This window comes from SAR202 cluster bacterium (genome assembly GCA_016872355.1).
In the GTDB taxonomy this organism is placed as follows: domain Bacteria; phylum Chloroflexota; class Dehalococcoidia; order Lucifugimonadales; family VGZY01; genus VGZY01.
Map to the genome: position 1 here is coordinate 109,164 of VGZY01000001.1, position 14,084 is coordinate 123,247.

Sequence of the window (14,084 nt, forward strand, 5' to 3'; positions counted from 1 at the left end):
TCCTGTGAACGGGCGCGATTCAAATTGTAGGATCAACCCGCCTTGTGCGCAGCCCACTTTTGGGCCATCGCCCTCAGGGCAGGCAAATGCTCCGGCCAGTCATGAAGCGTCGCCGGGTCGAAGTCGGCGCCATTGGGCCACACGAGCGTGTGGACTTCGGGATCAATGCGGACCTGGCCGAACAGGTCGGGGTTACGCAGCTCGCCGTAAATCTCCCCGGCAAGGACGGGCAGGAAATTTATGGCCTGCGAACTGCCGTCGCTGAAGCGCACCAGGAGAGAGTATGCGCCCAGATGCTCGAAGGCGGTAACCCTGTGGATTGGATGCGACATTCGGATCTCCTACTTGAGCGGCTCAATCTTCATCGGTAATCGGCCGGATTGCAGGCGTTCCCAGTTCTTCATCAACTCGTCCTGGTGCAGCTCCGCCCATGCTTCTACGAAACGATGCTGGCGTTTGGGCAGGCTGCCGCCGATAAGCCCAATGGAGTCGATAGCATATATCCCAACATTCTCCTGGTAATAGGCATGCAGATGCGGACCGTGGTGCTGTCCGCCGGGCTCTGCGTACATCCTGATTATTATCCCGAAGAAGCGCGCTATCTCTGGCATTGCACTCACTATGTTATAGGAATCGGGCGCGCGGCGATATTGGCTATTGAATTTGACTCCCCATGCCAATCCCTTTAAGATACTGCGTCAGACTGTACTTGACTTGCAGGAGGGTCCGATGCGAATCGTTCGTTATCTTGCGCCGGGGGCGAAGGCGCCCGCGGTGGGTATCATCGTGCGCGGGGACAAGATTTCCGAGGTGCCGGGGTCGGGCGGCGACCTTGGCGTGCTGACGCTGCTGGACACGGCCGGCCTGCGGCAGGTGGCATCCGCGGCGACGGTCACCCACGACCTCAAGAAGGTGAAGCTGCTCGCTCCCGTGGGCAGGCCGGGCAAGATCCTCTGCCTCGCCGCCAACTACCACCCCACGGACAAGCGCAAGGAAGTAAACCTGGACAGGGATACGCCCAAGTTCTTCATCAAGCCCTCCAGCGCGATGGTTGGCCCGGACGAGGCCATATCCTACTTCCCCGTCACAACGAGCCTTATCCAGGAGATCGAGCTCGGCGTCGTCATCGGCAAGCCGGGACGCAATATCTCGAAGGAGAAGGCGCTCGACCACGTCTTCGGCTACACGATCATCAACGACGTCTCCTCGCGCAGCCTTAACTTCGCCAAGGAGAGGGAGAACGTCTACTACTTCGACTGGCTGAACGGCAAGTGGCTGGACGGCCACTGCCCCGTCGGCCCGTGGGTTGTCGATAAGGCCTCGATCGCCGATCCCCACAAGCTCTCGCTCAAGACCTACGTCAACGGCGAGCTCCGCATCGATTCCAGCACCAGCAACATGATCTTCGACATCGGCCGCCAGATCGAGTACATCTCGAAAATGTGCGTGCTCGAACCCGGCGACCTTATCGCCACCGGCGTTGCGCTTGCGAAGGCCGGCGAGGGCGAGAAGATGCTCCAGCCCGGCGACGTCATCGAGGGCGTCGTCGAGGGAGTTGGGAAGCTGACGAACCCGGTCGTGAAGGCGTCGTAGTCAGTAGTCAGTAGTCGGCAACCGGCCGGGCATCGATCGATGCCCGGCTGGTCTTTGTTTGAAGTGGGGTGATCTTCCTATGGCGCATAGCTGGGATTTCGTCCATAATCCGTCCCATGGGCCGGAATTGAGGAGTTTCTGAAATGAAGATCACGAAGCTGACGAGCATGTGCGTCAAGAGCGATGTCGGCCGGAAGCTATTTATGGTGCGCGTGGACACGGACGCTGGCATATACGGCCTCGGTGAGGTGGGGAAGGGTAGATGGGGCAAGGCGATAGAGCAGGCGATGGCGCAGCTATCTGAGATTCTCGTCGGCGAGGACCCGTTCAGCACGGAGCGCCTGTGGCAGCACATGTTCCGGGGCTCGTTCAACCCGGCGGACGGCGTCTATAGCTGCGCCATCAGCGCCATCGATATTGCCCTGTGGGACATCAAGGGCAAGGCGCTCAAAATGCCGGTGTACAGGCTTCTCGGCGGCCCTGTGCGCGACAGGGTCGTCTGCTACCCCCACACGCAGGGCAAGGACATGCGCTCGCTCGTGGACAACTGCAGGCGCGCGGTGGACGCCGGCTGGAAGTTCGTAAGGTTTGATGTGCCGGAGACGAACGCAGACGGCAACCTGGGCGCAGGCGGGCCGGGCACGCTGGACCCCGCGCGCGCAGTCATGCTCTGCCGCGACATGGCGGCGAACGTCCGCGAGGCCGTGGGGCCGGACATCCAGATATGCATCGACGCCCACACGCGGCTGGACACCGCCCACGCCGCGACGCTCTTCCGCCTGCTGGAGCCGTACAACCCCTTCTTTATAGAGGACGCCCTTCGTTCCGAGGGGCCGGAGAGCTACCGCACACTAGCCCGCCAGGTCCGCCTGCCGATCGCGGCGGGGGAACAGTGGTCGAGCAAGTGGCAGCTCCGCACCGTAATTGAAGAGGAGCTAATCAGCTACGCCCGGATCGACGTGTGCAACGTCGGCGGCCTCACGGAGTCGCTCAAGATCGCCCACGCCTGCGAGACGCACTACATCGACATCGCTCCGCACAACCCGCTTGGCCCGGTGAGCGCGGCGGCGTGCGTGACGCTGTGCATGGCCTCCACGAACGTGGGCGTGCAGGAGATGCCGAAGCAGCCCGGCACGCTGGACCTTGACCTCTTCCCCGTGCAGGTGGGGTGGAAGGACGGCTACGCCTTCGCCCAGGACACCCCCGGCTTGGGCGTAGACATCGACATGGCGGTCGCGGAGTCGCGCCGCGCGGAGCCCGGCGGGTGGCCTCCGCTCCTCCGCCGCAGTGACGGCGCGTTCACGAACTGGGAGGCATATCGGATTCCCGTTCGCCGCGTTATAGTGGGTGAATCAGGACGCGGAAGACGGGAGTGCGCCCTCCATGGAAGACCAGGAAACGACCGCCCTGCTGGCTGAGTACGGCTTCACCGGTGAAGCCGCGGCGGCCGCCCTCGCCGCGATGATCGAAGCCAGCCTCACCAACCCACGGAAGAGCCGCATTCAGCTTTCCAAAGCCCCGAAGATCGAGGCGCTGCTCTCGGAGCGCTTCGTCCTTGTTTGCGGGCGCGACAAGTGCCGCGAGGCGGCGGAGGCAGCGCTACGGGCCGGTGCGGCGGCGTGGGGGCAATCACAGGCGGGCGCGCCAAAGACTATCGTCGTCGGCGCGCGGGAGTTCTGCTCCGTCTGCGGCGGCTCTGAGAACGCCCGCGCCGTTCGCGAGATGGCCGAGGCGATGGCCAGGGCAGGGAAGAGCCGCCTCATCATCATAGGCGGCACACCGGAGATGAAGACGAAGCTCACCTCGCTTCTCCCCCAGGCCGTCGAGGCCCGGTTCGTCTTCGCTGGCGACTACACGGACACGAAGCGGGCAGACGCCAACGCCAACTGGGCAGACATAATCGTCGTGTGGTCGTCCACCCCCATCCCGCACAAGCAGACCGTTCCCTACCGCGCCTACCGTCCCATTACGGTCGCCCGCCGAGGAATTGCCGCCCTGGCAGATGGGGTGGTGAGGTCGCTGTCCTGACCGTCGCTACAAATCAAAAGGCAGGTCAAAAGAAAAGGGCGCCGGATGATACCGGCGCCTTTTTCTCAAAGCCTATCCTAACTCGGGTCCTAAAGCTTCTTGTTCATCTTCAGGTCGTAGCCCGCCTTGACGGGGGCGTCGAGAGAGCCGTCAGGCTTCTGCGGCTTGTACTCGAACTCGATCTTCGTGAAGTTCAGGCTGATCTGGTCGGTCGGGATGTCCCCGCCCTGGCCGCCGATCTGGAATGAGCTTACAAGGACGTCCGAGAGCGTGATCTTCATATACTTCTGCTGGTCGCCGCCGGACTTGCGCACGAAGAGGGTCGCCTGCTTGATGTGCTGGCCCGTTGCGCATGCAAGCATGAGCATGGGGGATGCCTTGCTGGACTTCATTGTGAAGTGGAAGTCCTGCATACTTACCTTGCCGGCCCCACCGCCGCCGCCGCCGGCGTGCGTGCCCATATTCGTCTCGCCCCAGCTCCAGGACTCCAGCTCGATCTCGCCCCTGTGCTTCTCATCCGAAGACTCGCCGGGAATGCCGTCGATCTTCAGGAAGTAGTCCACCGCCGCCCTGGTGCTGCCGTCGGACCCGTCGACATCGCCGGTCGCCTGCGCGTGCTCGGTCACAACGCCCCGTGCAAGTGTTTCGAACTGGGCCGCACTGACCTCCGGCACACCGCTTGAAAAATAGCCGCCGCCGAACGCGGCCACGGCCATAACCGCCATCAAAATAGCCGCCACTCCTAACCGCACAGAAACACGCATACTCTCCCCTTTTGTACTAAATCAACCCTATAAGCCACACCACCACAGTCTATGCAGGGTCCAGAGGGTCGCGCATGAGTGTTTCACCCTATATGGCATAGTCTTTTCGGACTGGTCCATTCCCCGTAAGGCGGATGTGCAGCCGCGCGTAGGTAGTGTACTTACGTGCCGTGGTCGTACTTGCCTCGATGCATGACGCATAATAGGGGAACGAGCGTTAAGCCAAACAAGGTAACCAGGTAAATGGCCGGGATGGCTGTCGAAAAACCAAACGATAAGGTTATCGTGCGGCCCAGGCACTACGCCGACCTGGTCTCGCGGTACATGCGGCCCCAGGCCGCCATGGTGGCCCTGATGGGCGCGCTGCTGCTCGGCGGCACGGCTCTGTACCTTATTCAGCCGCAGATCGTCAGGTACTTCATCGACACCGCCCGCGCGGGCGGCGAGAACAGCGCGCTCTTCAGCGCCGGCGCAGCGTTCATCGGCATCACAATCGTCGCCCAGGTCGTATCCGTGTTCGCCGACTACACGAGCGCCCAGGTGGGGTGGACGGCGACAAACAACCTGCGCAACGACCTTGCGCGACACTGCCTGCGGCTGGATATGTCGTTCCACAAAAGCCGGACGCCGGGCGAGATGATAGAGCGCATCGACGGCGATCCTACCCAGCTCGGAAGCTTCTTCTCCCGCTTCGTGATCGACATCCTCGGGAGCGTGCTGCTGCTTGGCGGAGCGCTGGTGCTCGTAGCAAGGGAAGACTGGCGGGCCGGACTGGCGCTCACGCTCTTCGCCGGCGTATGCATGGCGGTGCTGTTCACGCTTCGCAACATTGCCACTCCGTACTGGAAGGCGGAGCGCGAGGCGAGCGCCCAGACCTTCGGCTTCCTTGAGGAGCGCCTTTCAGGCACGGAGGATATCCGCACCAACAACGCCAAACCGTACGTCATGCGCCGCTTCCACGAGCTAATGCGCACGTGGTACCGCAAGTACCGCATGTCCGATCTTATGGGCAGCATGATGTTCGGCTCCACAATCATGATGCTTATCTTCGGCAACGCCCTGTCGCTCGGTGTGGGAGCGTACCTGTACATCAACGGCGATGTTACTATCGGCACCGTTTACCTGTTCCTCTACTACACGAGCCTTCTCGTGTGGCCGATCAACAGCCTCACCTCGCAGCTCGATAGCTTCCAGCGCGCCACCACCAGCATCTCGCGCGTTGTGGAGCTCACCCAGGCGCAAAGCAAGGTGCCGGACGGGCCGTCGGCCGACGTATCGACCGGGCCGCTCGCAGTCGAATTTGACCGCGTCTCGTTTTCCTACGGCGAGGGCGAGGCTGTCCTGCACGATGTCAGCTTCACTCTCGCTCCCGGGACGGTCCTCGGCCTCCTGGGCCGCACCGGCAGCGGCAAGACGACGATGACGCGCCTGCTCCTGCGGCTGTACGACCCTTCGTCCGGCGCGGTCCGCGTGGGCGGCAGGGACGTGCGCGAGCTCAAGGTGGGAGCGCTGCGGGAGCGGGTGAAGCTGGTGACGCAGGACGTGCGACTCTTCCAGGGGACCGTGCGTGACAACCTGACCTTCTTCGACCCATCGATACCTGACGAGCGGATGATTGAGGTCATCCACAGCCTGGGCCTGTCGCGCTGGTACGAGTCCCTTCCGAACGGGCTGGACTCCGAGCTTTCCAGCGGCGGCAGCGGCCTTTCCGCAGGCGAAGGGCAATTGCTGGCGTTTGCGCGCGTCTTCCTGCGTGACGCCGGGGTCGTAATCCTGGACGAGGCGTCGTCGCGACTGGACCGCGGCACGGAGCAGATGATCGAGCGGGCGGTGGACAGGCTGGCGCGAGGCCGCACCGTGATCATCATCGCCCACCATCTTGCCACGGTGCAGCGCTGCGACCGGATCATGGTCCTGGAGCAGGGCCGCATCGTGGAGCACGGCGACCGCCGGGCGCTCGCGGCGGACCCCTCCTCCCGCTTCGCTCGGCTCCTCAAGACGGGCCTCGAGGAGGTGCTTTCGTGAGCACCTTCAGCCGACTGTGGACGCTCCTCCGCTTCCATCCGGGCTTCGTGCTCCTGCTGCTCTCGAGGTCCATGGGGCTTGTAGTAATCCCCCATTCAGTCTCCCTCACGACAAGGGCCATATTTGACACACTCTCGGCGGACCAGCCTGCCGGCTTCGACGTATATACCCTTTGCGCCCTGATGGTGGGCCTTGGAACGATGCGCTTCTTCACCAACCTCATCGGCTCCATCCTCACGCCGCGGGCGATCTTCACGTTCACATCCCTTTTGCTCAGGAACATGCTGAGCCACGTGCTGGACCGGCCGGCGGGGGCCTCCCTGCCGGACTCCCCGGGCGAGGCCGTCAGCCGCTTCCGGGAGGACGCCGAATCGACGGCGCAGTACCTGAACCGGCTCAGCTTCGTCGTCCCGCTGCTCATATACGTCGTCGTCGCCGTTTACATCATGCTGCGCATCAGCCCGCTGGTGACGCTGGCCGTCTTTATGCCGCTGGTGCTCATAACCGCCAGCCTCAGCATCGCCCTGCGGCACATCAAGCGCCTGAGGAAGGCCAACCGTAAGGCCACCGGCGACGTCACGGGCTTCATCGGCGAGGTCTTCGGGTCGGTGGAATCTATAAAGGTAGCCGGCGCCGAGGAGCGTGTCATCGAGCGGTTCATCGACCTGAACAACAAGCGCCGCACCGTTACAATCAAAGACACGTTCCTGAACGGCGTACTGGGCTCGATGTGGGACATCACGATCGGCTTCGGCACGGGCTTCGTGCTTATCCTCGCCGCGCAGTCCATCCGCTCCGGCGACTTCACCGTCGGCGACTTCGCCCTCTTCGTCTCCTACTTCGGCTTTATCGGCTGGCTGAACCAGGAGGTGGGCAGGCTGGTGACCCAGTTCCGGCAGACGGAGGTGGCCTTCGACCGCATGGACCGCGTGATGCACAGCGCCCCGCCGGGCAAGCTGGTAGAGCACGCGCCGGTGTACCTCAGCGGCGCGCTGCCTACCGTGCCCGTGGTTGAGAAGTCTGCGCGCGACCGGCTGGCGCTTGTCGAGACGCGCGGCCTTACCTACCACTACCCCGGGTCCGCGAACGGCATCGACGGGATCAACCTCCGCGTGGAGCGCGGCACCTTCACCGTGATCACCGGCCGCATTGGGGCAGGGAAGAGCACCCTCCTGCGCGTGCTGCTGGGCATCCTCACGAAGGAGTCCGGGGAGGTCTACTGGAACGGCGAGCTTGTGCAGGAGCCGGACAAGCACTTCGTCCCGCCGCGCTGCGCCTACACCGCCCAAGCGCCGCGACTGTTCAGCGAGTCCCTGCGCGACAACATCCTGATGGGCGTCCCGGAGGACGGTGCGGGCCTGCAATCCGCCCTGCACTACGCCGTCCTGGAGGGCGATGTGCCGGAGCTGGAGGCCGGTCTGGACACCCTTGTGGGCCCCCGCGGCGTGAAGCTCTCCGGCGGCCAGCTGCGCCGCTCGGCCGCCGCTCGGATGTTCGTGCGCGACGCCGAGCTACTGGTATTCGACGACCTCTCAAGCGGGTTGGACGTCGTCACCGAGCAGCTCCTCTGGGAGCGCCTGTTCCAGCGCCCGGACGTGACCGCCCTCGTCGTCTCCCACCGCCGCCCTGCGCTCCGTCGCGCCGACCATATCGGCGTCATGCGCGACGGCCGCATTGAAGCTGAGGGAACGCTGGACGCGCTGCTTGAGACGAGCGAGGAGATGCGCCGCCTGTGGACCGGCGAGCGCGATGAGAGCCGGTCCGCAGCTTCGTCTTCATAGAATCTTCACACGCCGGGACTTCCTCTTCACAACCCCTCGTCATCCCTGCAAAATTCTTCATGCGTTCGGCATGCACGGCGGGCTTCGTCATCACGGGCTGTGCACGTGGCGGGGGCTATTCTGACATTGTGCAGTGTGGCTGGTGTCAAACAGCAAATCGAAACCACAAAGCAACAGTGTCCAGGGAGGACCAAAATGAAGACGATCAGGAATCTTCTATGGGTAGCGGCGGCGGTATTCGGCATCGCGTTCATTGGCATCGGGGCGACGTTCGTGTACATGGGCTACCAGGCAAGAGGTGAGATCAAAGACAGGCTCATAGAGCAGCAGGTCTACACCAGCGCAGACGCAGAGAAGTTCGGAGTCCCGGCCAACACGCTGGTCCAGGACGCAAAGACGGCCCAGGCCCAGGCGGACGTGATCAAGCTCCACACACTCGGCCGGCATGGCCCGTTCCAGACACTGGCCCGCGAGGACCCGAACCGCCAGAGCTACTTCAACGGCGCAGGGCTCCAGGCGGCCCTTGGCCTCTCAGTCCTGGCCCTTGGTGTGGCGGACCTTGCGATGGGCAGCGGCGCACTGATTCTCCTGATCGGGTTTGCCACGCTGGTGGTAGGCGTACCGGGCCTGTACTTCATCAGGGTCCCGGCCGAGGAGAAGGTCGCCAGGGCAGCCCCGGCCATCAGGCCCGCTCACGGCTACGCAGGCGCTGACTAACAACTGAATAGACCAAAGACAAACAGGGAGGATGACGGCTGGGCCGTCACCCTCAAGGCTTGCCAGCTAACGACCCCATTCCCATTCGCTACCGACTGAGGTCGAAGTTCTCAAACACGCCTATTTGCCGCCAAGCGCCACCATCGTGACAGAACAGTTGTACCGTCTGTTAAAACAGGTTTAGCAAACTGCCATCTGTCCGCATCACGAACTGTCGTTGTTTTCGAAGCCAGCGCTGAAGTACGCTATTTGGCATGTGATCTCAAAGTCAATACTTCGTTACTTGCCCACAGGCCGATGTAACATAGGCCAAAGACCCTCTCACAGCGCCCGAAGTTGTGCGTCGGTGTCGTTAGCTCCTTGCACCAACCTCCGCCTTAAAGTGATGAGCACGAAAGCGGGTAGTCTATGCCTTTTCCAACTGTGAAGCGGGTTCGATATGGCAAAAAGCCTCTGAAGCGCGTTGTCTGCCAGCTTCGGTTCTCGCCTATTCTGCGGGTCGATGCCGAGGTGCCGGCACCTTTCCAAGAGCACATCAAATCGGGCTTCCCGAATCTCATAGATAAGTCGGAGTTGACACTCGACGCTCCGGACGGTTCACAAATTAACCTTGTTTCAAACATGGTGCGCTTGGCCCCGTCACTGATGAAGAATTACGAGTTCGTCTCCGAAGACGGACGGTGGAAAGTCAACTTGACCAGAACTTTCATGGCTCTGTCAACGGAGGACTACGATTCGTGGGAGCGGTTCAAAGAAAGTTTGACGCTACCGCTGACAGCCCTTAGGGCAGTATACGCACCTGAGTACTTCACACGTGTTGGTCTTAGGTACTTCGATGTTTTTGACAAGGCTGCTCTCGGGCTCGACGAAGTCCCATGGTCAGAGTTGCTAAGTCCGAATGTTCTTGGATCTCTCGGCTCAGCCCAATTGGCCGACGACGTCATGGCATCCGAAAGTAGAGCGGATATCCGCCTGGACTTGGATAATGGCATGGTGCGCCTGCAGACTCGGTTCTCTAGCCTCCAAGAATCTATGTCCAAGCAATTTGAGATCGATAGTGATTTCTTCGCCGTTGGTCAAATCCCCCGAGACGAGGGCGAGAGCCTTCTGGATTCTCTGCATGCAAAAGCTCATAGTTTGCTGCGATGGTGCATTACAGATAAGTTGCATGAGGCGATGGAGCCAACCCCTATATGAACCTTTCCATCCAGAAAATAGACGGTGGTGGAACTAGCGACAGTGTCGTCTCCATTGGGTCTACCGAGGCTTATTTGCCGTCGGATCAGACATTTGGTGGCTATATTCAGCCAACGATGCCATTGGGAACCGACAATCCACTTCGATCGGCTTGGCGACTTGTTAACAGTCTTGAAAACGGGGCTGTTGCAGACCAAGCTAGACAGATATTGACCAGTCTTCACAACATTCTCACGCACAGCGCCGGAGACAAGAGTAATCTCCCCGAGATGGAAGCAGCGCTTCTGGATGACGGCTCTCTCCTTCTGGAATGGGCATTGCCCGAGTTCCGCGTTGGGATCGGAATCGAGAAGGACTCCCGTAATTCCGGTTGGTTCGTAGTCAGCACTTCACGGGTTGGTGGAATAAAAGCATCCGACCTTTTGACCGCCGATTTCCGGGGTATTCTATCGTCGCTGATAACAACAGTAATCTTTTCCACATAAGGCTTCTCGAAGTGCAGTTCCCTGATCAATGTGTCCGCGGCTTACTGAACGTTTCATACGTGACGAAGCTGGGACTCCCTGCCGCGCACGCCTTTGAATTTGACGAACCGCCAATGGCACGTCAAGACGGCTGCGTTGAACAATCCATTAACTGGTACGATGACGAAGGCGCGGTTGCCGTAGCGCTTATCCAGACCAAGTCCAATGGGGAGTTGCAGTTCAAGGCGGGCGTTGCCGTATTTCCGCGGTCAGCGCTCGACCAGCTTAAGAGCCATCACGCAGTCGGTGAGCGGATTCAGTACGAAAGAGCGGAAAAGCCGGACAACAAGTACCACGGGAATATCCTTCTAAAGCGCGACACACCTGGTCCTGAGCGGAAGATGATTCAGAGCTTTCTCGCCATGTCTTCGAAGGTACGGCTGCGTGAATGACCGCATCGTCAGCCGGAGTTCCTGCCAAAAAGGGAATCTCTGGCCGCAGTGCAGCCCATGTCGAGATATCATCTGATTAATGAAGGGCCGAACCCCGAACACGTACCCATCCAAACTACCCATGCATTAACCGTGACAGGCGGAGTTATCTCGGAAGAGCCGGAATGTCGCCCTTCGTACCATAAATGCGAGGACGTTCCGCGCCCGATGTCTATCGCATTCGCGCGAAGAGCTTTGCGTGGCTGTATGATGCCCTGGTGGGGGAGCCGGGACTTGAACCCGGACGCCTTGCGGCACAAGATCCTAAGTCTTGCTCGTCTGCCAATTTCGACACTCCCCCTTTGGACCGAGGCAAACATAATTATATCGCGGCGCCATGGGGGTGTCACGGCTGGCTAACGGACGGGCGCTCCTATCGGCGCCCTGCTGGTTACCGCCTCCAGCATCTCAGAAAGCACCCTGCGCGAATCGAAGTACGCCTCCGCCAACTCTCGCGCCGCCCCGCTGTGTCGGGCGTATTTGCCGTTCACATCGCGAACGCATTCTGCCGCTTCCTCCGGCGACGCGTATGCCAGCAGGCCCTCGCCCACTGGGAGCCGGCTGGAGAGCCCCGTGTCCTGCGCCATCACCGGGCGGCCGCTCGCAAGGAACACCTCCGCGCCCGCCGGCAACCGGCCGCTGTTGGACCACGCCTGCGCCGGAGTCGCGACGCACAGGGCCGCGCGTGACTCATGGACGTACCGCTGGTAGGACATGGGCACGAGCGACACGTCCAGCGCGTCCCTCGCCCGCCACCCGCGGCTTTCGAAGAAGCCCCGCGGAGCGTCCGGTCCGCGCAACAACACTTCCAGGGCAGCGCCCGTTGCTTCGGGAAGGTCCATCACTTTGAACAGGTTCTCCGGTGCCGGCCCTCGCCCCGCCTCGCGCGTGCCGGCGGCGGGCCGCTCCCACGGCTGAAATGCGGTTATGAGCCCCAGCGGCGGCGCGGGCGTGACCGGCCAGGCGTCCATGACCACCGGCTGCCTCGTAGGCCGCCAATCGATCCCGGCGGCGGGGACCCGGCACCCGGCCATGTTGATGTTCCCCCCGAACGTGGACCACTGGTTGTGCGATGCGATGCGCGCGTCGAACTCCGGGTCCGTCAGCATCCTCGTCTGCGTCGCGCCGGGATTCGTGTCGACGAACACCCTCGCGGGGATATCCATGAGCCACGGCCGCAGCTCTCCCACCGCCGAGACGTTGATAAGCGCGTCCGCAGTCGAAGCAAGCTCGCGCACTCGGTCGGATGCCGGCCCGTGCCAGGCGCCGGTATGTGCGTAGTGGTACGCCCACCTGTCCCAGTGGCCGAAGCGGGTTAGTGTTCGCGACATGAACGCAAGGCCGTGCGCCGGGTCCTCGCTCGTCGTGTTACGGATCGGGTTGAAGCAATCGGGATAATCGAGGCTGTCTACGAGGTAGCAAACGTCGTGACCAAGGCGGGAGAGTCCCATCACGTACTGGAGCGGGCCCCATACCATATCGCCAAGGGGCCGCCTGACCATGTCCCCGAGGACGATGATCCTGAGTCGGGAGTTCTTGTCCGGGTTAGATTCGGTCACGTCGCCTCCCTGTCTTCCCAGCGCCCACATCGTGACGCGGCTACTGAATGCCCAAACCGTCGCGGCCCTGCACATCCGGCGTGGCAACGCCCATCTAGGCGTTATGTGCATCGCCGATAATCAAAAGCAGGACCCAAATCAAGGGTACAGCGCCGTTACAGCGCTAACAATTGATATTTCGACAAAGCCCGGTAGTCCGATAGGACAGTTAGAACCCCGCGCGCTTGTCGCACACGTAAGGGAACGGCTCCTTGTTGATGAAGTGGCGGAGGTAGTCCTTGAAAAGGCGGCGGCGGCCCTCGTACGCCTCGGCGGTGCGGAATGAGGCGTGAGGGGAGAGGACGCCGTTGGGCATCTTCCAGATGTCCGGCGGCGGCTCGACGGACCACACGTCGATGCCCGCCCCGCAGTACCGACCGCTGCGCAGCCCCTCGTACAGCGCCGGCTCATCGATAATGCCGCCGCGCGAGACTACCACCACGCCTGCACCGTGCTTGAGCAGGCCCATCCGCCGGCGGTCCATCATGCCCTTCGTCTCCGGCGTGATGGGCGCGGCGATCACCAGCCAGTCGATGATTCTGAGCATGTCGTCCAGCCGGTCGGGAGTCCAAACGGCCTCCACCTCCGGCATGGGGTACCAGAAAGGCCGCACGCGCTTGTCTATCCCGTACACCTTAATGTTGAAACCGAACGCCCGCCGCGCCACAGCGGCGCCCACGTCCCCCATGCCGACGATGCCGATAGTCTTGCCGCTCATCTTCATGAGGCTGCCGCCGTAGCTCCAGGACCAGCTTCCCGTCTTCTGGTCCTCCCACAGGTAGTTCATCCTGTGTGCGATCGTGAGCATCACCGCGAACACGTGGTCTGCCATCGGCTGGGAGTTCGGACCTTTGCTGTTGGTGAGCACGACATCGCTCTCTATGAGCTCAGGCGACTTCGCCGCAACGCCGTTGATGCCGGTTGCGGACGTATGCACCCACTTGAGCCTGGTCGCCTCCTTGAACACGCTGGACGGCGGTATGCCGAAGTAGACGTCCGCGTCGCGTATAGCGGCCTTCTGCGCCTCCTCGGTATCCGCCGGAACAAACTCGATGTCCGGGAACTCCCGCGCAAGCTCATCCGCCCAGTCCTTCACGGTGGGGCGGTAACAGCTACCGGCAATAACGACTTTCATGCGCATCTCCGAAGTAAGCGGTTCCGTGTACGACACCACACTGCTGTCCGGCGGTGCGCAGAGAACCCAGGCACCCACGGAACAAACACGGCTCATAGTCCTGGTCCTGGTCATGACGGTCTCTATTCTGGCAGTCGTGGCGTGCGGAGGCGCGAAGGACGAAAACGACACCGCCACGGCCGGCCCTCCAGGACAGCCCACGCCAACAGGGGTCGCACAAGCGGCGCCAACTTCCCCGGCGGCGGCGGCGCCAGGCAAGTACGTGGCCGCTCGGGCCACGACCGAATCCGT

General features: G+C 62.0%; 14 protein-coding genes and 1 tRNA gene. 9 read left to right on the forward strand and 6 right to left on the reverse strand.

The window, feature by feature from the left end:
- Positions 1-32: 32 nt before the first annotated feature.
- Both FJ319_00530 and FJ319_00535 read right to left on the reverse strand, forming a co-directional pair.
- Positions 33-332: a DUF2442 domain-containing protein gene (locus FJ319_00530; protein ID MBM3932788.1), complete on the reverse strand. Its 300-nt coding sequence runs from the start codon at positions 330-332 to the stop codon at positions 33-35.
- Between the two features lie 9 nt (positions 333-341).
- Positions 342-572: a DUF4160 domain-containing protein gene (locus FJ319_00535; GenBank protein MBM3932789.1), complete on the reverse strand. Its 231-nt coding sequence runs from the start codon at positions 570-572 to the stop codon at positions 342-344.
- 157 nt (positions 573-729) lie between these two features.
- On the opposite strand from FJ319_00535, the gene FJ319_00540 reads away from it, so the two are divergent.
- From FJ319_00540 to FJ319_00550, 3 genes are all read left to right on the forward strand, one after another.
- Positions 730-1,593 carry a fumarylacetoacetate hydrolase family protein gene (locus tag FJ319_00540; GenBank protein MBM3932790.1) on the forward strand — a complete coding sequence of 288 codons (864 nt, stop codon included), beginning with the start codon at positions 730-732 and terminating at the stop codon, positions 1,591-1,593.
- Between the two features lie 143 nt (positions 1,594-1,736).
- Complete coding sequence (locus FJ319_00545) at positions 1,737-3,011, forward strand: mandelate racemase/muconate lactonizing enzyme family protein (GenBank protein ID MBM3932791.1); 1,275 nt, start codon at positions 1,737-1,739, stop codon at positions 3,009-3,011.
- The gene (locus FJ319_00550; GenBank protein MBM3932792.1) at positions 2,977-3,621 is read left to right on the forward strand and encodes a hypothetical protein; all 645 of its coding nucleotides are present in this window, start codon (positions 2,977-2,979) and stop codon (positions 3,619-3,621) included. Before FJ319_00545 ends, FJ319_00550 begins: the two co-directional genes overlap by 35 nt.
- Before the next feature lie 89 nt (positions 3,622-3,710).
- Here FJ319_00550 and FJ319_00555 read toward each other — a convergent pair whose 3' ends face one another.
- Positions 3,711-4,337, reverse strand: a complete 627-nt coding sequence (locus tag FJ319_00555; GenBank protein MBM3932793.1) for a type VI secretion system tube protein Hcp — start codon at positions 4,335-4,337, stop codon at positions 3,711-3,713.
- A gap of 300 nt (positions 4,338-4,637) precedes the next feature.
- Here FJ319_00555 and FJ319_00560 point away from each other — a divergent pair, with 300 nt between their 5' ends.
- From FJ319_00560 to FJ319_00585, 6 genes are all read left to right on the forward strand, one after another.
- On the forward strand, positions 4,638-6,410 hold the full coding sequence (locus FJ319_00560) for an ABC transporter ATP-binding protein (protein MBM3932794.1): 1,773 nt from the start codon (positions 4,638-4,640) through the stop codon (positions 6,408-6,410).
- Positions 6,407-8,191 (forward strand): ABC transporter ATP-binding protein, encoded by a 1,785-nt coding sequence (locus tag FJ319_00565; GenBank protein MBM3932795.1) that lies wholly within the window; start codon positions 6,407-6,409, stop codon positions 8,189-8,191. Before FJ319_00560 ends, FJ319_00565 begins: the two co-directional genes overlap by 4 nt.
- Before the next feature lie 195 nt (positions 8,192-8,386).
- Entirely contained in the window at positions 8,387-8,908 is a 522-nt protein-coding gene (locus tag FJ319_00570; GenBank protein MBM3932796.1) for a hypothetical protein, read from the forward strand.
- A 408-nt stretch (positions 8,909-9,316) separates the two neighbouring features.
- Positions 9,317-10,105, forward strand: a complete 789-nt coding sequence (locus FJ319_00575) for a TIGR04255 family protein (GenBank protein ID MBM3932797.1) — start codon at positions 9,317-9,319, stop codon at positions 10,103-10,105.
- Positions 10,102-10,590 carry a hypothetical protein gene (locus FJ319_00580; protein ID MBM3932798.1) on the forward strand — a complete coding sequence of 163 codons (489 nt, stop codon included), beginning with the start codon at positions 10,102-10,104 and terminating at the stop codon, positions 10,588-10,590. Before FJ319_00575 ends, FJ319_00580 begins: the two co-directional genes overlap by 4 nt.
- Positions 10,591-10,601: 11 nt before the next feature.
- The gene (locus FJ319_00585; protein MBM3932799.1) at positions 10,602-11,021 is read left to right on the forward strand and encodes a hypothetical protein; all 420 of its coding nucleotides are present in this window, start codon (positions 10,602-10,604) and stop codon (positions 11,019-11,021) included.
- Positions 11,022-11,276: 255 nt separating this feature from the next.
- Here the strand turns inward: FJ319_00585 and FJ319_00590 are convergent.
- The 3 genes from FJ319_00590 to FJ319_00600 form a co-directional block, all read right to left on the reverse strand.
- Positions 11,277-11,361, reverse strand: a tRNA-Leu gene (locus tag FJ319_00590).
- Positions 11,362-11,416: 55 nt separating this feature from the next.
- Positions 11,417-12,619 carry a hypothetical protein gene (locus FJ319_00595; protein ID MBM3932800.1) on the reverse strand — a complete coding sequence of 401 codons (1,203 nt, stop codon included), beginning with the start codon at positions 12,617-12,619 and terminating at the stop codon, positions 11,417-11,419.
- A gap of 208 nt (positions 12,620-12,827) precedes the next feature.
- Positions 12,828-13,970, reverse strand: a complete 1,143-nt coding sequence (locus FJ319_00600) for a D-2-hydroxyacid dehydrogenase (GenBank protein MBM3932801.1) — start codon at positions 13,968-13,970, stop codon at positions 12,828-12,830.
- Positions 13,971-14,084 lie beyond the last annotated feature (114 nt).

What these genes read in the sequence shown, in the direction of transcription:
- FJ319_00570 (MBM3932796.1), top strand. Translation starts at nt 8,387, where the DNA reads ATGAAGACGATCAGGAATCTTCTATGGGTAGCGGCGGCGGTATTCGGC.
- FJ319_00560 (MBM3932794.1), top strand. Translation starts at nt 4,638, where the DNA reads ATGGCTGTCGAAAAACCAAACGATAAGGTTATCGTGCGGCCCAGGCAC.
- FJ319_00535 (MBM3932789.1), bottom strand. Translation starts at nt 572, where the DNA reads ATGTACGCAGAGCCCGGCGGACAGCACCACGGTCCGCATCTGCATGCC.
- FJ319_00555 (MBM3932793.1), bottom strand. Translation starts at nt 4,337, where the DNA reads ATGGCCGTGGCCGCGTTCGGCGGCGGCTATTTTTCAAGCGGTGTGCCG.
- FJ319_00580 (MBM3932798.1), top strand. Translation starts at nt 10,102, where the DNA reads ATGAACCTTTCCATCCAGAAAATAGACGGTGGTGGAACTAGCGACAGT.
- FJ319_00530 (MBM3932788.1), bottom strand. Translation starts at nt 332, where the DNA reads ATGTCGCATCCAATCCACAGGGTTACCGCCTTCGAGCATCTGGGCGCA.
- FJ319_00550 (MBM3932792.1), top strand. Translation starts at nt 2,977, where the DNA reads ATGGAAGACCAGGAAACGACCGCCCTGCTGGCTGAGTACGGCTTCACC.
- FJ319_00540 (MBM3932790.1), top strand. Translation starts at nt 730, where the DNA reads ATGCGAATCGTTCGTTATCTTGCGCCGGGGGCGAAGGCGCCCGCGGTG.
- FJ319_00575 (MBM3932797.1), top strand. Translation starts at nt 9,317, where the DNA reads ATGCCTTTTCCAACTGTGAAGCGGGTTCGATATGGCAAAAAGCCTCTG.
- FJ319_00545 (MBM3932791.1), top strand. Translation starts at nt 1,737, where the DNA reads ATGAAGATCACGAAGCTGACGAGCATGTGCGTCAAGAGCGATGTCGGC.